The organism is Mycobacterium mantenii, from assembly GCF_001667865.1.
Taxonomy (GTDB): Bacteria; Actinomycetota; Actinomycetes; order Mycobacteriales; family Mycobacteriaceae; genus Mycobacterium; species Mycobacterium mantenii_A.
The window spans coordinates 15645-34613 of record NZ_LZJP01000092.1; the positions used below are offsets into that span (position 1 = coordinate 15645).

Below are 18969 nucleotides of genomic sequence, written 5' to 3' on the forward strand. Positions count from 1 at the left end.
CCCCGGGGCCCCGCTACATGGACCCGCCGTACGGACCCGGCACTGCCGGTTTCGGTCTGGTCAGTGCGGGGGTGGTGGCCTGGCTCGTCTTGCTCGCGTCGGCGGCGATCTGGATTGCCCGGCGCGGGCGGCCGTTACGCGAGCTCTGGGAGAGGGTGTCGAACGCCGCCGTGATCGGCGCGGTGCTGACATGGGTGCGCGCCCGGATCGGCCCCGCGGGGCGGGCGCTGGCCCGTCGATTGCCGCCGAGCGAGGCCGCCGGTGTCGCATTGCTTTTCGGGCTGGTCATGGTCGTGGCGCTGGCGGTCGGCTTCACCGAAGTGCTCGATGACGTGCTTGAGGGCGACGGCATCGCCGGGTTCGACCAACCGATGACCAGGTGGCTTGCGACCCACCGCGATCTGTGGCTGACCACCACCATGCGAGCGGTCACTGTCGCGGGCGGCCCACTTTTTCTCGCCGCGCTCGCCTTGCCGGTCTCCGCCGTTGCCGGCTGCCGGTCCCGGTCGTGGCGGCCCGTGGTGATTGCCCTGATCGGTGGTGCCGGGGTTGCACCGGTGCTCTTCACCGCCAAAGTCTTGGTCGGTCGCCAACGCCCGCCATTGCCCGTCTCCCTGGTCGACGCCGACGGGTACTCGTTTCCGTCCGGACACGCGACGGGTACCGCCGCGATCATGGTCATCTCCGCGTGGGTGCTGACCCGCTGGCTGATCCCGTGGTGGACCGGACGCGTGGTGGTATGGGCGATGACGGCCGCAGCGGCGTCCGTGATCGGCTTCTCCCGTGTCTATCTGGGTGTCCACTACGTCAGCGATGTGCTGTCCGGCTGGATGCTGGGTATGGCCTGGGCCGGCACCGTCATGCTCGTTGGATCCTGGTGGGACAACACCCGGCGTGCCCGCGACCGAGCGGTCGTCCGACGGCCCGGTGCCCCGTGAGCACCGGGTTGTTCAGCGCCGGCTTTGCCCTAGGTAAGCCGGCACCGGAGTGCCGGCGGTCAGGTCGTCGGCCGGCACCGGGCTTCCGGCCGTCAGGCTCAGCGGCACCACGCCCGCCCAATGGGGCAGCGGAAGGTCCTCCGGATCGTCGGCCGGGGGACCGCTGCGCACCTTCGCCGAGACCTCGGCGAGGTCGAGCGCGAGCACCCCGGTCGCGGCCAGCTCGCGGGCGTCGGGGGCCCGGCAGTCTGCCGCGCGCCCCGGCGCGATGTGGTCGAGCAGGCAGTTCAGCGCCCGCGACTTCTCGGCCGGATCGTCGACGACGCGCGCCTCACCGACCGCGACGACCGAGCGGAAGTTGACCGAGTGGTGCATCGCGGACCGCGCCAGCACCAGGCCGTCGAGCAGGGTGACGGTGACGCAGACCGGCAGGCCCGATCCCGATGCCCCGGCCGCCTTGGCCGCTGTGGCGGTTTTGGCGGCCAGCAACGGACCGCTGCCGGTCGAACCGTGCAGGTAGAGCGTCTCGTCGAGCCGGGCGTGCGTCGTGGGCAACACCACCGGCCGGCCGGCGCTGAGGTATCCCAGATGGCAGATCAGCGCCTCGTCGAGGATGTCGTGCACGGCGCGGCGGTCGTATCGAGCGCGCTTCCGATAGCGGGTCGGGGTGGTGCGTGCCGTCGGCCGGTATGCGGTGTCCATCGGAATTGCCCTCGTGTTTGTTCTAGTACATAATCAATTGCGTGCCAGTACAAAACAGCATAACCGGAACGGGTGCGGAATCCATAGCCGCCAGCATCGAGGCGGCGATCTCCGCCGGCACCCTGCATCCCGGTGATGCGCTCCCGCCGGTGCGCGAGCTGGCCGCCCAGCTCGGCGTGAACGCCAACACCGCCGCCGCGGCCTACCGCCTGCTCCGTCATCGCGGGGCCGTCGAAACCGGCGGCCGGCGCGGCACCCGCGTGCGCCAGCGCCCGGCGACCACCCCGCGCTCACTGCTCGGCCTCGAGGTGCCCGCGGGCGTCCGCGACCTGTCGACCGGAAACCCGCGCGCGGACCTGCTGCCCATCGCGCGCGTCACGCTGCCCGCCGGGGGCGAGGGCCGGCCGGTGCTCTACGGCGAGCCCGCCCTTTCGCCGGCACTGGGGGACTTCGCCCGCCGTACGCTGTCCGCGGACGGGATCCCCGCCGATCACCTGGCCGTGACCAGCGGTGCTCTGGACGGCATCGAACGCGCGCTCACCGCGCATCTGCGCCCGGGTGATCGCGTCGCGGTCGAGGATCCGGGCTGGGCCAACCTCCTCGATCTCCTTGCCGCACTGGGGCTTTCCGCCGAACCCGTGCGGGTCGACGACGACGGCCCGCTGACCGACGACCTGGCCCGGGCGTTGGGGAGCGGGGTGCGTGCGCTGGTGCTCACCAACCGCGCGCAAAATCCCACGGGCGCAGCGCTTTCGGCGGATCGTGTCGATTCGCTGCGTGAGCTGCTGGCGCGGCGGGCCGACGATCTGCTGCTGGTCGAAGACGACCACTGCGCGGGCATTGCCGGTGCGTCGCTGCACACCCTGGCCGGCGCCACCACCCATTGGGCGTTCGTGCGCTCGGCGTCCAAGGCCTACGGCCCGGATCTGCGGGTGGCCGTCCTCGCCGGTGACCAGCGCACCGTCGAGCGGGTGCACGGCCGGTTGCGGCTCGGACCGGGCTGGGTGAGCCACATCCTGCAGCGGCTCGCCGTAGGTCTGTGGTCCGACCGGGCGGCGACGGAGTTGGTCGCTGTGGCCGAGCGGCACTACGCCGACATTCGCCAACGGCTATGCGGCGCCCTGTCCGAACGCGGTCTGCCGGCGCACGGGCACTCCGGGCTCAACGTGTGGGTTCCGGTTCCCGACGAGGCGGTCGCGGTTTCCCGGCTGCTGAGCGCGGGCTGGGCGGTGGCGCCGGGCAGCCGGTTTCGGATGAACACGCCGGCGGGCATTCGCATCACGATCTCCGACCTGACTCCCGACGAGATCGACGCGCTCGCCGACGCGGTCGCCCGGGCGGTGCATCCCGCGGGCCGCGCCATCGTGTAGCCGCGGCTCAGGCGCCGTCGTCGTCGGTCCCCGGTCCCGGGCCGCGCCACAACAGCTCGACGCTGGGATGCGGCGGCAGGTCGTGGCGCGCGGTGCGTGGGCCCGACGCCGGGTTCGCGGCGCCGCGACCGTGCTTGCGCAGGCAGATCCGCCGCAGCGGGTGACCGAATTCAGATTGATTCATGGTCGGCATCATCGGGGGTGAGCCCGTCGGGCCGCCAATCAGTTATCCACAGGCCGCTCAGGCCGACAGGATGGCGAACGAATGGCCTTGCAGCACAGTGCCGTTGTCATCGACGGTGGGCTCGTCCCAGGCCAGTACCACCTCCCCGCTAACCGGGATCCGCACCCGCTCGGCGCCGAGGTTGCACACGATGCGTAACCGGCCGCGCGAGACGGTGATCCAGCGATTGTCCTCGTCGTAGTCGACCGTGAGGTGGTCCAGCCACGGATCGGCCATGTCGGGGTGGTCGCGGCGCAGCGCGATCAGGTCGCGGTACAGGCGGTGCAGCCGGGCGTGTTCGCCGGTGTCGACCTCACTCCAGTTCAGTTTGGAGCGCGCGAATGTCCGGGGGTCCTGCGGGTCGGGGATCTCGTCGGCGTCCCAGCCGTGTTCGGCGAACTCGGCCTTGCGCCCCTCGGCGGTGGCCCGGGCCAGTTCCGGTTCGGGATGGGAGCTGAAGAACTGGAATGGGGTCGAGGCCGAATATTCCTCGCCCATGAAAAGCATGGTGGTGTAGGGAGATCCGAGCACCAGCGCCGCCTTGATGGCCAGCTGGCCGCCGGTCAGGTTCTGTGACGGGCGATCTCCCAGGGCCCGGTTCCCGACCTGATCGTGCGTGCAAGTGTAGGCCACCAGCCGGGTGGCCGGGATGCCGGATCCCTCGCTGGTGTCCAGGGGTCGCCCATGGCGGCGGTGCCGGAACGACGAATAGGTGGCGGCGTGGAAGAAGCCGTGGCGCAGCGTCTGCGCCAGGGTGGCCAGGCTGCCGAAGTCGCCGTAGTAACCCTGACGTTCGCCGGACACCGCGGTGTGAATGGCGTGATGAATGTCGTCGGCCCATTGCCCGGTCAGACCGTACCCACCGCGATCGCGCGGGGTGATCAGCCGCGGGTCGTTCAGGTCGCTCTCGGCGATCAGCGACAGCGGGCGCCCCAACTGCTGTGCCAGCCAATCCGTTTCGGTGGCCAGCTCCTCGAGGATGTGGATCGCGGTGGTGTCCACCAGCGCGTGGACCGCGTCCAGCCGCAGGCCGTCGGCATGGAAATCGCGCATCCAGCGCAGCGCGCACCCGATGATGTAGCGGCGCACCTCGTCGGAATCGGCGTCGGCGATGTTGATGCCCTCACCCCACGGGTTGCTCGCCGACGACAGGTAGGGTCCGTATCGCGGTAGGTAGTTGCCCGACGGGCCGAGGTGGTTGAAGACCGCGTCGATCAGCACGCCCAAACCCTTGGCGTGGCAGGCATCGACGAAGCGCACCAGCCCGTCGGGTCCACCGTAGGGCTCGTGCACGCTGTACCACAGCACACCGTCGTATCCCCAACCGTGAGTACCGGCAAAGGAATTCACCGGCATCAGCTCGACGAAGTCCACGCCGAGATCGACCAGGTAGTCCAGCTTCTCGATCGCGGAATCGAAGGTGCCGGCCTCGGTGAACGTGCCCAGGTGCATCTCGTAGATCACCGCGCCCTCGACCGCGCGGCCGGGCCAGGCCGAATCGGTCCACGTCGCGGCGGCCGGATCCCATAATTGCGAGCGCTCGTGCACACCCTCGGGCTGGCGGGCCGAACGCGGGTCGGGCAACACTTTGGGGTCGTCGTCGAGCAGATAGCCGTAGCGGGCGTCCGGCGCAGTGTCCACGGTGGCGTGCCACCAGCCGTCATCCGAGCGCGTCATGGCGTGCGCCCGGCCGTCGACGTCGAGCCGAACCAGCGCCGGTTTGGGTGCCCAGACCCGGAACTCAGTCATGGTGGCGCTCCAGCAGGACGACGGGCAGGTCGGCGAACAACTGGGCCGCCGACGTCGGACCGTCGGCGATCACCCCGGTGAGCGCATCCTTCCAGGTCCCGTCCGGCAGCGGCAAAACCGTGTTGCCCCATCCTGTTTCGCTTAGCCGTACGGTCCAGCGGGTCACCGCTACCACGATGTCCTCGCCGCGCCGGAAGGCCAGCACGTGATCGCTGGCATCACCGTTGGCCAGGACTGGGACGTAGTCGCCGTGCAGGAAGGCGTCCGGATGCTGACGGCGCACGCGCAGCGCGGTGGTGACGACCCGGATCTTCGGATGCTCCAATGCCCGCAGGGCGGCGCGCCGGGCGGCGTAATCGACGGCACGGCGATTGTCCGGGTCGACCAGGCTGTCGTCCCACAGTTCGGTGCCCTGGTACACATCCGGAATCCCGGGCACCGTCAGCGCCAGCAGCTTCTGGGCCAGCGAGTCGCTGGCGGCATGCGGATTGAGTTGGGCGACAAGCTCGGTCAGCTGGCCGGCCACCGGGCCGTCGAGCACGGTGTCCAGCCACCGGTGCACCGATTTCTCGAACGCGGCGTCCGGGTCGTTCCACGAGGTGTGCCAGGCCGCTTCCCGGATGGCCTTCTCGGTGTAGCCGTGCAGCCGGTCGCGCAGCTCGGCGGTGACCTCACCGTCGACCGGCCATACGCCGAAGATGTTCTGCCACAGGAATTGTCCGGTTGCCGGGTCGGGGGAGGGCGCGGCGATCTCCCAGCGGGCCAGGAACTCGGTCCACAGCGAAGGCACCTGCGACAGCACCGAGATCCGGGCCCGCACATCCTCGCCGCGTTTGGTGTCATGCGTGGTCAGCGTCGTCATGGTCTGCGACCACAACCGGGCGCGAGTGGCGGCACTGTGATGAAATTCGGCGGCACCGACACCGAAGCGGTGCGGCTCGCCGCCCACCTCGTTCAGCGAAACCAGCCGGGCGTCACGGTAGAACAGGCAGTCCTCGACCGCCTTGGCGGTGACGGCCCCGCAGAGCTGCTGCAGCCGGGTGGCCGGCTCGCCGCCGCGGGCCAGGGCCGCGGCCAGCACCTGCAGCGCGGGACCCAATTCGGGTGCGGCAGCCTCGGTTTCGGCCAGCGCGGTGGGCAGCAGCGCGACCAGGCCGGGGTAATCGGAGCGGTAGACCCCGATGTGGGTGAGCAGCGCGGCCACCGCCTCGGGCAGCTGCGGGTGATCGACGCCGGCCGCCGCGACGATGCTGCGGCGCAGCCTGCGCAGCTCACTGGCCAGCGTGTCGGAGGCCGAACGAATCTTGAGTTCCGACAGCATCTCCGGCATCGCCTGGTAGTCGACTCCCGCGGATTCCACCAGCGCGGTCAGCGCGGGGGCGCCCTTCGGATCCACCAGAACGCCGCCGATTTCGCGCAGCGCGTCATAACCCGTGGTGCCGTCGACCGGCAGGGTGGGCTCGAGCGCCTCGTCGACGGCCAAGATCTTCTCGATCACGATCCAGGCCGCCGGACCGGTCAGCTCGCGCAGCCAGGCCAGGTACCCGCACGGATCGGACAGACCGTCGGGGTGGTCGATGCGGATGCCGTCGACGAGTCCCTCGGCGAACCACCGGCCGACTTCGGCGTGGGTGGCGTCGAAGACCGCGCGATCCTCCTGACGCAACCCGGCCAGCGAGGTGATCGAGAAGAAGCGGCGGTAGCCGCACACGCCGTTTCGCCAGCCCACCAGCCGGTAGTGCTGGCGGTCGTGCACCTCGGGACCGGTGCCCCCCGCGGTGCCGGGCGCGATCGGCAGCGCCAGATCGCCCAGTCGCAACAGGTCCCCGTCGACGGTGAGGTCGGCGGCATCGTCGTCGGAGCCCAGCACCGGCAGGACGATGCGGCCCTCGTCGTCGAGGTCCCAGTCGATGTCGAAATACGTTGCGTAGGGCGAAGAACGGCCGTTCCGCAGCACATCCCACCACCACGGGTTCTGCCGGGGCACATCGATGCCCACATGGTTGGGCACGATGTCGACGACCAGCCCCATGCCGCGCTCCCGCGCCGCCGCCGACAGCCGCGCCAGGCCGTCGGCGCCGCCGATCTCGGGGGAGACCGTCGTGGGGTCGGTGACGTCGTAGCCATGGCTCGATCCCGCGGCCGCGGTCATGATCGGGGACAGGTACAGGTGCGACACCCCGAGGTCGTTCAAGTAGTCCAGCAGGTTTTCCGCGTCGGCGAAGGTGAACGCGAACCCACTGGATTCACCACGCAGTTGCAGCCGATAGGTGGAGATGACGGGTAAGGCCATGCGTCACTGCGTCTTACGCAGGACCAGCAGCGAGCGTGACGGCAGTGAGACCTTCTCTTCGGCGGTCACCACCTGATCAGCCCCCTCTTTGCGACCCGTCGGTTCGTTGGTGTCCAGTTCCACGGTCCACTCTTTCGCATAGTCGCTGTTTGGCGTCACGAACTCCACCGGATCCTCACCGGCGTTGAAACACAACAGGAACGAGTCGTCGACCACCCGCTCGCCGCGGGCGTTCGGCGCGGTGATGGCGTCGCCGTTGAGGAACACCGCCACGCACTTGTGGATGCTCTCGCCCCAGTCCTCGTGCGTCATCTCGCGGCTACTGGGATTCAGCCAGGCGATGTCGCGCACCTCGTCGCCGCTCCGGATCGGTTCGCCCTCGAAGAACCGGCGCCGGCGAAACACCGGATGCCGCCTGCGCAGTGTGCTCACCCTGCGCGCGAACGCCAGCAGGTCGGCGTTCTTGTCAACCAAAGACCAATCCATCCAAGACAATTCGGAGTCCTGGCAGTACACGTTGTTGTTGCCGTTCTGCGTGCGCCCGAACTCGTCACCGTGGGCGATCATCGGCGTGCCCTGGCTGAGCATCAGGGTCGCCCAGAAGTTGCGCATCTGGCGGGAGCGCAGCTCGATGATGTCGGGGTCGTCGGTGGGGCCTTCGACGCCACAGTTCCACGATCGGTTGTGGCTTTCACCGTCCCGGTTGTCCTCCCCGTTGGCCATGTTGTGTTTCTCGTTGTAGGACACCAGGTCGTTGAGCGTGAATCCGTCGTGCGCGGTGACGAAGTTGATGCTGGCGCTGGGGCGCCGACCGGTCACCTCGTACAGGTCCGACGACCCGGTCAGCCGGGAAGCGAACTCGCCCAGGGTTGCGGGCTCGCCCCGCCAGTAGTCGCGCACAGTATCGCGATACTTCCCGTTCCACTCGGTCCACAAACCCGGGAAATTCCCGACTTGGTAGCCGCCCTCGCCGACGTCCCAGGGTTCGGCGATCAATTTGACCTGGCTGACGATCGGATCCTGCTGCACCAGATCGAAGAACGCGCTCAGTCGGTCGACGTCGTGCAGTTCGCGGGCCAGCGTGGCGGCCAGGTCGAAGCGGAACCCGTCCACGTGCATCTCGGTCACCCAGTAGCGCAGCGAGTCCATGATCAGCTGCAGCACGTGCGGGTGACGCGGGTTCAGGCTGTTGCCGGTGCCGGTGTAGTCCTTGTACAACCGCAGGTCGGTATCCATGAGCCGGTAGTACGCGGCGTTGTCGATGCCGCGGAAATTGATGGTCGGGCCGAGGTGATTGCCCTCGGCGGTGTGGTTGTACACCACATCGAGGATCACCTCGATGCCCTCTTCGTGGAAGCTGCGCACCATCGATTTGAACTCGGCGACGCTGGACGTGCGGTTGGCGGCGTACTCGTTGTTCGGCGCGAAAAACCCGAAAGTGTTGTAGCCCCAGTAGTTTCGCAGACCCAGGTCCAGCAGTCGCGAGTCGTGCATGAACTGGTGCACCGGCATCAGCTCGATGGCCGTGACACGCAGCGACTTGAGGTGGTCGATGATCACCGGGTGGGCCAGACCCGCGTAGGTGCCGCGCAGCTCCTCGGGAATGCCCGGGTGCGTCTGTGTCATCCCCTTGACGTGCGCCTCGTAGATGACGGTTTCGTGGTAGGGAGTCAGCGGCGCGCGGTCGGATCCCCAGTCGAAGAACGGGTTGCTCACCACGCTGGTCATGGTGTGGCCCAGCGAATCGACCATCGGGGGAATCCCCGGGTCGGCGCCATCGGCGTTGGGCCCGTCGGGGTCTCTTTCGCTGAAGGCCTTCAGGTCGTAGGAGAACAGCGCCTGGCCGAAGGTGAAGTCGCCGTGAAAAGCCTTGCCGTACGGGTCCAGCAACAACTTGCTGGGGTCACAGCGGTGACCGGCGGCCGGGTCGAAGGGGCCGTAGACGCGAAAGCCGTAGCGCTGGCCCGGGGTGATGTTGGGCAGATAGGCGTGCCAAACGAAACCGTCCACCTCGTCCAGGGGAATCCGCGACTCGTTGCCATGGTCGTCGATCAGGCACAGCTCGACCTTCTCGGCGATTTCGGAGAACAGCGAGAAGTTGGTTCCCGCGCCGTCGTAGGAGGCGCCCAGTGGATACGGGGTTCCCGGCCACACGGTGGCGAGCTTGGGTTGGTGCTTGCCGCCTGCTGCTGAAGCGGGATTGTTGGTTGACACCTATCGACCTTATCCGCGCGCGGTTGCGCTCACGCGGGTTAGCGGTCAGGTAGTAAGAAGGGTCACCACCAGCCGGTGGCCTCGGCGATCTGGCGGCCCAATTCGGGTGCCATGGTCCGCACGTAGGTGGGGGTCAGGTGGTGGGCGCCGTGATAGATCAAGATGTTTCCCTCGACCGGGCGGCACACGTCGGTGCGGCAGATCGCGTCCGACATGTCGAGCACCTTGAGCTGGGGGAACTGTGCGACGAAGTCGAGCGTCTGGTTGCGGTCGGAGAGCATGTCGGAGCGCTTGATCGCGCAGGACTGCGCGGTGCCGCCCCGTTTGGCAAGGCAGTCCGCCGGGTCGAACGGTTGGCCGTTCTTCACCAGCCATGGCGTGTCCCGCATGCCGAGAATGGGAATGTTGTTGTCGGACAACGTTTGCCAGATCCCGATATAGGTGGCGGGCATCACATCGCCGCTCTTGATGTTCCACGGCCGGGTGGTGGTGGTGAAGACGTAGTCCGGCCGGTCGGTGACCAGTTTGGTCATGGTGCGTTGTACCCACTCCCGGCATTGCGGGTAGGGGGCGTTGTTGCCCATGATCAGCGGGACCTGCTCGGTCGACAGCGGGCAGCCCATCTTCAGGTACGTCACGACCTTGAAGTGGTGCAGCTTGCCCAGGATGTCCAGCGCGGGCAACCAGTGCTCGGCATGGGACCCACCCGCCAGCGCGATGGTCCGGTCGGCGGCCACATCGCCGTAGGTGCAGTTGACCACCGTCGGGTTGACGAAGTCGCTGATGCACCCGTCCCGCGTCGTGGCGGGCAGGTCTTGTTTGACCTCCAGGACCGAGGGCCGCATGGGCAACGCGGGCACCCGCACGTGTTCGGTGAGGGCCCGCGCGCCGGGATAGTCCTGCGGGTTCAGGACGCTGAGTTCCTTGCCGGCCGACCGCAGGACCGTGACGTGCTGACGCCACGTGAACGAGGTCGCGGTCAGCGTCACGCCCAGCAGCACGACGGCCGATCCCAGCGCCATCGTCGGCCGGGCCAGGCGCGTCAGCCGCGGAACGGTCGGCGCGGGCGCCGGTTTCGAGGATGCGCGGTAGCGCAGCGGATCCTCGACGAGCCGGTTGGTCAGATAGGCCAGCACCCCGGACACCAGCAGCAGCACCGCGCCCTCGACGAAGCCGGCGTGCTTGTGGCCGCTGTAGGACAGCCAAAAGATGAGCAACGGCCAGTGCCACAGGTATAGCGCGTACGCCATCGCGCCAAGCTCCACCAGCGGGCGCGTCGCCAACAGCCGATTGGGCAGCGGCAGCCGGTCACCGGTGCCGCGACCGCCCTGCAGGTTGGCTCCGACAAGGATCATCAGCATGGCGGCGCCGACCGGCACCAGCGCCCACGGCCCGGGGAACTGTTGCACGCCGTCGATCAGGGCCCCGCAGGACAGCACCGCGCCCAGCGCCACCGTGGCCAACACCGTGCGCAACCACATGGGCCAGCGGATGCGGGTCACCAGCGCGCCAACCAGGGCGCCCAGCAATAACTCCCAGCCCCGCGCGAAGCTGTCGTAGTAGGCGGCCGCCTGGTCCTGCTGATGCGCGATGATCGCGTAGACGAACGACGCCACCGTCAACGCGGTCAGAACCCCCAGGAACAAGGCCCGCAGCCGGGCACCCAGCGGCCGCCGGAACAAGTAGGCGAGGCCGGCGATCAACACCAGGAAACTGACGTAGAACTGGCCCTGAACCGACATCGACCAGATGTGCTGCAACGGGCTGACGGCCTCGCCCGCCCGCAGGTAGTCGGAGGCCGTGTTGGCCAGCTCCCAGTTCTGGTAGTAGCCGAGGCTGGCCAGGCTCTGGTCGGCGAACGTCTCCCAGCGCGTCTCGGGCTGAACCAGGATGGTCAGCACCGCGCAACCGGCCAGCGCCACGACCAGGGCGGGAACCAGCCGTCGGATGAGCCGGAGCACCTCGGACACCGGCGACAACGTCACGTCCGGGTTCAGCGCGGCGCGAATGACCTTGCCGCCGAAGAAGAATCCGGACAGCGCCAGGAACACGTCCACGCCGCCGGAGACCCGGCCGAACCAGATGTGGAAGACCGCGACCAGAGCAATCGCGATGCCGCGCAGGCCGTCCAGGTCGTAGCGATAGAACCCCTGGGACCCCGTTTTGCGCATCACCGCGGCGCCCGGATCGGCGGTGGCGTCCGGCGCAGGAGACGGTGACAGGGTCTGCATGATCGACAGTCAATTTACCGAAGACCCGCCACCCGCTCCCGTCAGCTCGCGGCGGGGAGGCTGCTCAGCGAGTTGCCGAGCGGCCGCGCCGGGCGGCGGGGGAGCGAGTGGCGGGCGTGTCGAACGGCGGGAAAACGGGCGGGGGGATTACCCGCCGATGCCGGCGGCGGTCGGCTGCAACGGCGCCTGCTGCGTGGGCAGTTGCTGCACGGGCGCTTGCTGGAACGGCGACTGCTGCAGCGGGGCTTGCTGCGTCGGAGCCTGCTGCAGCGGCGCCTGCTGGGTGGGCAGCTGTTGCGGCGTCTGCTGGTAGGGCGACTGTTGCAGCGGGGCTTGCTGCGTCGGTGCCTGCTGCAGCGGCGCCTGTTGGGTGGGCAGCTGTTGCGGCGCCTGCTGCGCCGGCACTTGCTGCAAAGGGGCCCCGAGGACCCGGACCATGTACGGCGTCATGCCGTTGGCGCGCACCGGCGAAACCTGCACGACGTCACCGACCTCGAGCATCTGGTTGTTGCCCAGGTACATCGCGACGCTCTGGGTGCCCTCGGGACCGTAGAAGATCAGGTCGCCCTTGCGGGCCTGCTGCGGCGCGATCTTCTGGCCGACCCGGTAGATCGCGCCCGACGACCGCGGCAGCTTGATGCCGGCGCCGGCGTAGGCGTACTGCATCAGGCCCGAGGCGTCGAAACCCACGGTGTTGATGCCGGTGCCGGTGCCGCGGGTGGGGCCGTTGATGCCGCCACCGGCCCAGGAGAACGGCACACCGCGCTGCGACAGACCGCGGGCGATCACCACGTCGGTGGCCTGCTGATAGTCCATCGACCTGGCGCCCGGGTCGGCGGTCGCGATGGTGGGAACCACCATCGGCGCCCCCAACAGGGCCAAACCGATCGCGAAGGCGTAGATGCGTTTCATGTTTCTGGCCTTTCCCTGGCCTCTCCAGGCGCTCAATGGGCCTCGGCGCGGTGACCTCGCGCGTCCGCCCCCGGTTCATGGCCGGGCGATGGCCTCCACGCTGGGGCCGAACGCCGTCCATGGCACATGCGAAGTGAATCAGCGGTCGGTCGCTGTATTCACATCAGTCACACAAGCAACTTTGACAACAGAATTTGTTAGCCGCCAGGGGCGCGCGAGATTTTTTGTCGTACCGTGACCGGACGGTGACTGGCGCGCCGAATCCCGTATGCGCAGTTGTGATTTCGGTCTCAGTTGGCTACGAAATCGCGTCTCCGCCAGGCGGCGGCAGCGGTGCGTTCAGAGCAGCCAATAGCGTTCGCTGAACATGGTCAGCATCGAGCCGGCGACCGAGCTGACCATGACCAGCGCCAGCGCCAGCACCGGCCAGAAGGACATGTACCAGCCCTTCAGCAGGGAAACGACCGGTCCGATGATGGCCGCGGTCATGGCCGCACCGATGCCGCCCCACACCACCGGGTGGATGTACAGGTCCAGCCCGTACGGGACCGGCCCGCAGGTTTCGTCTTCGCAGACGTTCGCCAGGAAGCCGAAAAGCCGCGTCGGCCAGGTCGTCGCCGTCGCCAGCACCGCGAGCAGGATCAGCAGCGCGACGGTGCAGGCGATGTCCCAGGGCGCCACCCGCACCCGAATCACCCGGGGCGCCTCGTCGTCGTACTCCACCAGCGGATAGTGCGTGTCCCTGGACCAGCCGGGCCCGGCCTCGGGTACCGGTGCTGCGCTGTCGGACTGCTGCGGCGGGGCCATGATGTCCCATGCTTCCCGACGTCGGAGTTTTGCGCGAATCGGCTGCTTTACCCTCGATCACTATGCCCGCGGCCAAGGCCGGGCTGACGCCCGAGCAGATCAGCGCGATCGACGCCGCGCACCTGTGGCATCCGTACAGCACCATCGGCGCCGAATCCGTCGCCCCCGTGGTGGCGGTCGGTGCCCGCGGCGCCTGGCTCACCCTGGCCCGCGACGGCACGCCGATCGAGGCGCTCGACGCCATGAGCTCCTGGTGGACCGCGATCCACGGGCACGGCCACCCGGTGTTGGACGCGGCCCTGTCCGCGCAGCTCGGTGTGATGAACCACGTCATGTTCGGCGGGCTGACCCACGAGCCGGCGGCGCGGCTGGCCCAGCTGCTGGTGGACATCACCCCGGCGGGGCTGGAGACGGTGTTTTTCAGCGACTCCGGATCGGTGTCGGTCGAGGTGGCCGTCAAGATGGCGCTGCAGTACTGGCGCAGCCGCGACCGGCCCGGCAAGCACCGGCTGATGACCTGGCGCGGCGGCTACCACGGCGACACCTTCACGCCGATGAGCGTCTGCGACCCCGACGGCGGCATGCACTCGCTGTGGACCGACATCCTGGCCCGGCAGGTGTTCGCGCCGCAGGTGCCCCGCGAGTACGACCCCGGCTACAGCGCCGCGTTCGAGCAACAGCTGGCCCGGCACGCCGCCGAGCTGGCCGCCGTCATCGTCGAGCCCGTCGTGCAGGGCGCCGGGGGCATGCGCTTCCACGACCCGCGATACCTGCGCGACCTGCGTGACATCTGCCGGCGGCACGAGGTGCTGCTGATTTTCGACGAGATCGCCACCGGCTTCGGCCGCACAGGCGAGCTGTTCGCCGCCGACCACGCCGGCGTGAGCTCGGACATCATGTGCGTCGGCAAGGCGCTGACCGGGGGATACCTCACGCTGGCCGCCACCTTGTGCACGACCGACATCGCCCACACCATCAGCACCGGTGAGGCCGGCGCGCTGATGCACGGTCCGACGTTCATGGCCAACGCGCTGGCCTGCGCGGTGTCGGTGGCCAGCGTGGAGGTGCTGCTCGGCCAGGACTGGCGCTCGCGGGTCGCCGAGATCGGCGCCGGCCTGGCGGCGGGGCTCGAGCCGGCCCGGGCACTGCCCGGCGTGCGCGACGTGCGGGTGTGCGGCGCGATCGGTGTGATCGAATGCGAGCGCCCGGTCGACCTGGCCGTCGCCACCCCGGCGGCGCTGGATCATGGCGTCTGGCTGCGCCCGTTTCGCAACCTGATCTACGCGATGCCGCCCTACATCTGCACGCCCGCTGAGATCTCGCAGATCACCTCGGCGATGGTGCAGGTCGCCCGCCTCGTTGGCTGACTGTGACGACCCACTGCGCCCGACTTCGCCGCGCTGGCGGTCGCCACTAGGCTGATCCCCGATGAGGGCACCGATCGAGACGTCGCCGCTGGCCTGGCTGGAAGCGGTGGAACGCCAGCGCCGCGAGGCCGGGTTGCGTCGCTCACTGCGGCCGCGTCCCGCCGTCGCCACCGAGCTGGACCTGGCCTCCAACGACTACCTCGGCCTGTCGCAACACCCGGACGTGATCGACGGCGGGGTCGCCGCGCTGCGCATGTGGGGCGCCGGGGCGACCGGGTCCCGGCTGGTCACCGGCGACACCGAGTTGCACCAGCAGTTCGAGTCCGAGCTGGCCGATTACGTCGGCGCGGCCTCGGGGCTGCTGTTCTCCTCCGGCTACGCGGCCAACCTGGGGGCTGTCGTCGGCCTGTCGGGCCGGGGTTCGCTGCTGGTCTCCGACGAGTACTCGCACGCCTCGCTGGTGGACGCCTGCCGGCTGTCGCGGGCGCGGGTGGCGGTGACCCCGCATCGCGACGTCAGTGCCGTCGAGGCGGCGCTGCGGGCGCGCGACGAGGAGCGCGCGGTCGTCCTCACCGAGTCGGTGTTCAGCACCGACGGCGCGCTGGCGCCGCTGCAGGAATTGCACGAGGTGTGCCGCCGGCACCACGCCCTGCTCATCGTCGACGAGGCGCACGGTCTGGGGGTGCGCGGCGGCGGGCGCGGGCTGCTGCACGAGGCCGGGCTGACCGGCGCGCCCGACGTGGTCATGACCACCACGCTGTCCAAGGCGCTGGGCAGTCAGGGCGGTGCGGTGCTCGGGCCGGCGTCGGTGCGGGCGCATCTCATCGACGCCGCGCGCACGTTCATCTTCGACACCGGACTGGCCCCGGCGTCGGTGGGCGCCGCGCGGGCCGCGCTGACCGTGCTGCGGGCCGAACCCTGGCGGGCGGAAGCGGTGTTGCGCCACGCCGCCATCCTGGCCGAGGCCTGCGGGGTAGCCGAAACACCGCGGTCGGCGGTGGTCTCGGTGATCCTGGGCGACCCGGACGTGGCGGTGGCCGCCGCGACGGCCTGCCTGGACGCCGGCGTGCGGGTGGGCTGCTTCCGGCCCCCGACCGTGCCCGCCGGGACGTCGCGGCTGCGGCTGACCGCGCGCGCGTCGCTGGACGACGCCGAGCTGCAGGTCGCGCGCCGGGTGCTGACCGATGTGCTCGCCCGGCTTGGTTGAGGCACACCGGTGACGGTTCTCGTCGTCACCGGCACCGACACCGGGGTCGGCAAGACGGTGGTCACCGCGGCGCTGGCCTGTCACGCCCGTCAGGCCGGCATCGACGTGGCGGTGTGCAAACCCGTCCAGACCGGCACCGACGACGGCGACGACGACCTCGCCGAGGTGGCCCGGCTGTCCGGGGTGACCGAGCTGGCCGGGCTGGGCCGGTATCCGCAGCCGCTGGCGCCGGTGGCCGCCGCGCAGGCGGCCGGAATGCCGCTGCCCACCCGCGAGCAGCTGCTGGCGCTCATCGGGGAGCTGGACCGGCCGGGGCGGCTGACGCTGGTCGAGGGCGCCGGGGGACTGCTGGTCGAACTCGGCGAAAACGGTGTCACCGCACGCGATCTCGCCGCCGCGCTGGACGCCGCGGTGCTGGTCGTGGTCGCTCCGTCACTGGGCACCCTCAACCACACCGCGCTTACCCTGGAATCGCTTGCCGCGCATGATCTTTCGTGTGCGGGGCTGGTCATCGGCAGCTGGCCCCGGCGGCCGGGGGTGGTGGAGACGACGAATCGGACCGCGCTGGCCCGGCTCGCCGCGGTGCGCGCCGCGCTGCCGGACGGGGCGGCGTCGCTGGGCGCCGCCGAGTTCGCGACGCTGTGTGCCCAGGCATTCGACCGCGACTGGGTCACCTCGCTGGTCGGCTGATGGTCCACTCCATCGAGCTGGTCTTCGATCCCGACACCGAGGCGGCGATCCGGGACATCTGGAAAGCGTTGGCCGAGGCCGGAATTCCCAGTCAGGCACCGGCCAGCCGGCCCCACGTGACGCTGGCCGTCGCCGATGGCATCGCCGCCGACGTCGACGAGCTGCTGATCCCGGTGAGCGAGCTGCTGCCGCTGCGCTGCCTCGTCGGTGCGCCGGTGCTGTTCGGCCGCGCCACCCCGGTTTTCGCGCGGCTGGTGGTGCCGACCGGCGAGCTGTTGGCGCTGCACGCCCGGGTGCATCGCGTGTGCGGTCCGCATCTGACGCCGGGGCCGATGCCCAACAGCCTGCCCGGTCAGTGGACCGCGCATGTCACGATGGCGCGGCGCGTCGGCGGCGCCCAGCTCGGTCGGGCGCTGCGCATCGCGGGTCGGCCCGCCCAGATCGACGGCAGCTTCGCGGGCTTGCGCCGCTGGGACGGCAACAAGAAGGTCGAGCACCCAATCGCGGGTTAGTGGGGCGCGGCGGGTCGCCACCATCGGCGATTAGCCCCCGAAGAGCAGATACAAACCGGTGAAGGTGTAGCCGACCATCACCAGCATCATCGTCAACTGGCCGGTGAGCTGATGGCCGGCGGGCAGCAACCGCAGGGCTTTGTCGTGGGCCGCGATCACCGCGACGATGTGTCCGGTGACCACGCAGGTCACCTTGACCGCGGCCAGCACGGGCGGATGCATGGACAAGACGTAGGCGACGTGCAGATGTGCCAGGCCGAGCAGGTTCCACCCGTGGCCGAACGGGTCGGCCAGCGCGAACACCGCCTGCTGGCCGCGCTCCACCAGGTAGGACAGGTAGTGCGCGAAGATGTAGCCCACCACGATCGGGATCAGCGAATGCGCCATCTCGCCGGGCAATGCGCGGCGCTGCTCGCGGCTGACACCGCCGGTGGCGCGTGCCGCGAGTGAAAAGGTCACTGCCACAACGCCAATGAAGACCATCACGCCGACCGTGCGCAGCGCCGACGACGCCACCGTCGGCGGCGCACCGAATTCGCGGGTGAGCTGATCGGAGAACCCGCGCCACGTCGGCGACGACGAGAAACTGTCGAAGGCCGTCGACCCGAGCAGCACCGCCAGCAGCAGCACGACGCCCGGCCGCACCGGCAGCGACGGCAGATGGTCGAGCGGGTTTCCGGCCACGATCTTCCCGGTGTGCGGGTTGCGCCGAAACGGCGAGAGCCGGGAGACGGCCATGCTGTACACGCCGAACGGGTCGGCGCGGGCCAGCCAGCGCTGTCCGCACAGCCACGCGCCGACCAGCATCAGCACCGCGTAGCCGGCTATCCACGTCCTGACCCAGGGCAGCGCCGCCGGGTTCGGGCTGGCCAGCTCCATCCAGACGAAGGCGAACAGTCCCGCCGCGGCGGGCCGATAGCCCCAGCCTTCGGGGTAGGACAGCCGCGGCCGGCCGAGCCGCTCCGGGGTGACGCGCCGCAGCAGCAGATAGAGCGTGCGCATCGGCGAAATCACCCGCCACACCGGCCCGATCGCGAGGGACAGCGCCACCAGGCCCACCCAGAGCAGCACGTAGAACGCGCCGAGCAGCGCGTTCGACTCCGATTCGGGGCCCCAGATCCCGGCCGCCACCGCCCACGCCGCGACCACCAGGGCCAGCGCGGCGGCCGACCAGCGGGTCACCCGGGAGTCGACGAACGTCGTCAGCGCCGTCGGCAGGGGCCGACCGGGCTTGAGCGGATCGAATCGGGGCCGTCGCCACGCGAACGCCACCAGGGCGAACGTGAAGGTCAGTGCCCAGGCCGCCCCGACCATCGCGTAGGCGTAGGGCACCGGAAGGTCACCGGACCCACCGAGACCGTGCGCGAGCACCACCGCCGCGGCGGCGGAGCTCACGGCTGCACTTGGATGGTGGCGACGGTGCGGTCCAGATGGTGCAGCTCCACCGCGACGTTGCCGGGCACGTCGACGGCGAATCCGAACGTCTGGTTGGGCGCGGCCGCGACCTGGAACTTGTGATCGGGTGTCGAATGCACGTGCAGCTCGTCGGTGACGTCGCTGGTCACGTGCAGGGTGATCTGCTGATGCACCTTGGCCTGCAGCGTGGCGTTGGTGGGCGTGACCTGCCCGTTGGCGATGGTCACGTCGATCGTCAGCGGAGCGGCCGGGGACTTGCCGGTGGAACCGCCGCAGCCGACCAGGCCGCAGACCAGCGCCGCCACCCACGCCGCATGGAGAGTGCCGCGAAGTGTCAT

The 18969-nt window shown here is 69.6% G+C and carries 16 protein-coding genes; 6 read left to right on the top strand and 10 right to left on the bottom strand.

The features are described 5' to 3' along the window. The first annotated feature begins 17 nt into the window (after positions 1 to 17). Positions 18 to 938 (top strand): phosphatase PAP2 family protein, encoded by a 921-nt coding sequence (locus A5688_RS16130; RefSeq protein ID WP_067908105.1) that lies wholly within the window; start codon positions 18 to 20, stop codon positions 936 to 938. Positions 939 to 950: 12 nt separating this feature from the next. On the opposite strand, the gene A5688_RS16135 is transcribed toward A5688_RS16130, so the two are convergent. After that, complete coding sequence (locus A5688_RS16135; protein ID WP_067908108.1) at positions 951 to 1640, bottom strand: pyridoxamine 5'-phosphate oxidase family protein; 690 nt, start codon at positions 1638 to 1640, stop codon at positions 951 to 953. Positions 1641 to 1681: 41 nt separating this feature from the next. On the opposite strand from A5688_RS16135, the gene A5688_RS16140 reads away from it, so the two are divergent. Then, positions 1682 to 3010, top strand: coding sequence for an aminotransferase class I/II-fold pyridoxal phosphate-dependent enzyme (locus tag A5688_RS16140; RefSeq protein WP_067908111.1), 1329 nt, complete (start codon positions 1682 to 1684; stop codon positions 3008 to 3010). Positions 3011 to 3017: 7 nt separating this feature from the next. Here the strand turns inward: A5688_RS16140 and A5688_RS27770 are convergent, their stop codons facing one another. From A5688_RS27770 to A5688_RS16175, 7 genes are all read right to left on the bottom strand, one after another. Next, the gene (locus A5688_RS27770; protein ID WP_165606878.1) at positions 3018 to 3194 is read right to left on the bottom strand and encodes a hypothetical protein; all 177 of its coding nucleotides are present in this window, start codon (positions 3192 to 3194) and stop codon (positions 3018 to 3020) included. A gap of 57 nt (positions 3195 to 3251) precedes the next feature. Next, positions 3252 to 4982 (bottom strand): malto-oligosyltrehalose trehalohydrolase, encoded by a 1731-nt coding sequence (treZ, locus tag A5688_RS16150; protein WP_067908117.1) that lies wholly within the window; start codon positions 4980 to 4982, stop codon positions 3252 to 3254. Then, positions 4975 to 7275: a malto-oligosyltrehalose synthase gene (gene treY / locus A5688_RS16155; protein ID WP_067908120.1), complete on the bottom strand. Its 2301-nt coding sequence runs from the start codon at positions 7273 to 7275 to the stop codon at positions 4975 to 4977. Before treY ends, treZ begins: the two co-directional genes overlap by 8 nt. Before the next feature lie 3 nt (positions 7276 to 7278). After that, positions 7279 to 9489, bottom strand: a complete 2211-nt coding sequence (gene glgX, locus A5688_RS16160) for a glycogen debranching protein GlgX (protein ID WP_067828752.1) — start codon at positions 9487 to 9489, stop codon at positions 7279 to 7281. A gap of 62 nt (positions 9490 to 9551) precedes the next feature. Beyond that, positions 9552 to 11720: an acyltransferase family protein gene (locus A5688_RS16165; protein ID WP_067908124.1), complete on the bottom strand. Its 2169-nt coding sequence runs from the start codon at positions 11718 to 11720 to the stop codon at positions 9552 to 9554. A gap of 147 nt (positions 11721 to 11867) precedes the next feature. Further along, positions 11868 to 12632: an NlpC/P60 family peptidoglycan-binding protein RipD gene (gene ripD / locus A5688_RS16170; protein ID WP_067908128.1), complete on the bottom strand. Its 765-nt coding sequence runs from the start codon at positions 12630 to 12632 to the stop codon at positions 11868 to 11870. A 339-nt stretch (positions 12633 to 12971) separates the two neighbouring features. Continuing rightward, the gene (locus A5688_RS16175) at positions 12972 to 13439 is read right to left on the bottom strand and encodes a hypothetical protein (protein WP_067828746.1); all 468 of its coding nucleotides are present in this window, start codon (positions 13437 to 13439) and stop codon (positions 12972 to 12974) included. A gap of 62 nt (positions 13440 to 13501) precedes the next feature. Between A5688_RS16175 and A5688_RS16180 the strand changes: the two genes are divergently transcribed. The 4 genes from A5688_RS16180 (at position 13502) to A5688_RS16195 (ending at position 17215) form a co-directional block, all read left to right on the top strand. Next, complete coding sequence (locus A5688_RS16180; protein WP_067908131.1) at positions 13502 to 14806, top strand: adenosylmethionine--8-amino-7-oxononanoate transaminase; 1305 nt, start codon at positions 13502 to 13504, stop codon at positions 14804 to 14806. Between the two features lie 61 nt (positions 14807 to 14867). Beyond that, positions 14868 to 16013, top strand: coding sequence for an 8-amino-7-oxononanoate synthase (locus A5688_RS16185; RefSeq protein ID WP_067828743.1), 1146 nt, complete (start codon positions 14868 to 14870; stop codon positions 16011 to 16013). A 9-nt stretch (positions 16014 to 16022) separates the two neighbouring features. Beyond that, positions 16023 to 16703, top strand: coding sequence for a dethiobiotin synthase (bioD, locus tag A5688_RS16190; protein WP_067828741.1), 681 nt, complete (start codon positions 16023 to 16025; stop codon positions 16701 to 16703). Then, the gene (locus A5688_RS16195) at positions 16703 to 17215 is read left to right on the top strand and encodes a 2'-5' RNA ligase family protein (RefSeq protein ID WP_067828731.1); all 513 of its coding nucleotides are present in this window, start codon (positions 16703 to 16705) and stop codon (positions 17213 to 17215) included. Before bioD ends, A5688_RS16195 begins: the two co-directional genes overlap by 1 nt. A gap of 30 nt (positions 17216 to 17245) precedes the next feature. Here the strand turns inward: A5688_RS16195 and A5688_RS16200 are convergent, their stop codons facing one another. Together A5688_RS16200 and A5688_RS16205 are read right to left on the bottom strand one after the other, a co-directional pair. Next, on the bottom strand, positions 17246 to 18610 hold the full coding sequence (locus tag A5688_RS16200) for a hypothetical protein (RefSeq protein ID WP_067828729.1): 1365 nt from the start codon (positions 18608 to 18610) through the stop codon (positions 17246 to 17248). After that, positions 18607 to 18969: a hypothetical protein gene (locus tag A5688_RS16205; RefSeq protein WP_067828727.1), complete on the bottom strand. Its 363-nt coding sequence runs from the start codon at positions 18967 to 18969 to the stop codon at positions 18607 to 18609. Before A5688_RS16205 ends, A5688_RS16200 begins: the two co-directional genes overlap by 4 nt.

What these genes read in the sequence shown, in the direction of transcription:
- A5688_RS16130 (WP_067908105.1), top strand. Translation starts at nt 18, where the DNA reads ATGGACCCGCCGTACGGACCCGGCACTGCCGGTTTCGGTCTGGTCAGT.
- A5688_RS16135 (WP_067908108.1), bottom strand. Translation starts at nt 1,640, where the DNA reads ATGGACACCGCATACCGGCCGACGGCACGCACCACCCCGACCCGCTAT.
- A5688_RS27770 (WP_165606878.1), bottom strand. Translation starts at nt 3,194, where the DNA reads ATGAATCAATCTGAATTCGGTCACCCGCTGCGGCGGATCTGCCTGCGC.
- treZ (WP_067908117.1), bottom strand. Translation starts at nt 4,982, where the DNA reads ATGACTGAGTTCCGGGTCTGGGCACCCAAACCGGCGCTGGTTCGGCTC.
- treY (WP_067908120.1), bottom strand. Translation starts at nt 7,275, where the DNA reads ATGGCCTTACCCGTCATCTCCACCTATCGGCTGCAACTGCGTGGTGAA.
- A5688_RS16165 (WP_067908124.1), bottom strand. Translation starts at nt 11,720, where the DNA reads ATGCAGACCCTGTCACCGTCTCCTGCGCCGGACGCCACCGCCGATCCG.
- ripD (WP_067908128.1), bottom strand. Translation starts at nt 12,632, where the DNA reads ATGAAACGCATCTACGCCTTCGCGATCGGTTTGGCCCTGTTGGGGGCG.
- A5688_RS16175 (WP_067828746.1), bottom strand. Translation starts at nt 13,439, where the DNA reads ATGGCCCCGCCGCAGCAGTCCGACAGCGCAGCACCGGTACCCGAGGCC.
- A5688_RS16180 (WP_067908131.1), top strand. Translation starts at nt 13,502, where the DNA reads ATGCCCGCGGCCAAGGCCGGGCTGACGCCCGAGCAGATCAGCGCGATC.
- A5688_RS16185 (WP_067828743.1), top strand. Translation starts at nt 14,868, where the DNA reads ATGAGGGCACCGATCGAGACGTCGCCGCTGGCCTGGCTGGAAGCGGTG.
- A5688_RS16195 (WP_067828731.1), top strand. Translation starts at nt 16,703, where the DNA reads ATGGTCCACTCCATCGAGCTGGTCTTCGATCCCGACACCGAGGCGGCG.
- A5688_RS16205 (WP_067828727.1), bottom strand. Translation starts at nt 18,969, where the DNA reads ATGACACTTCGCGGCACTCTCCATGCGGCGTGGGTGGCGGCGCTGGTC.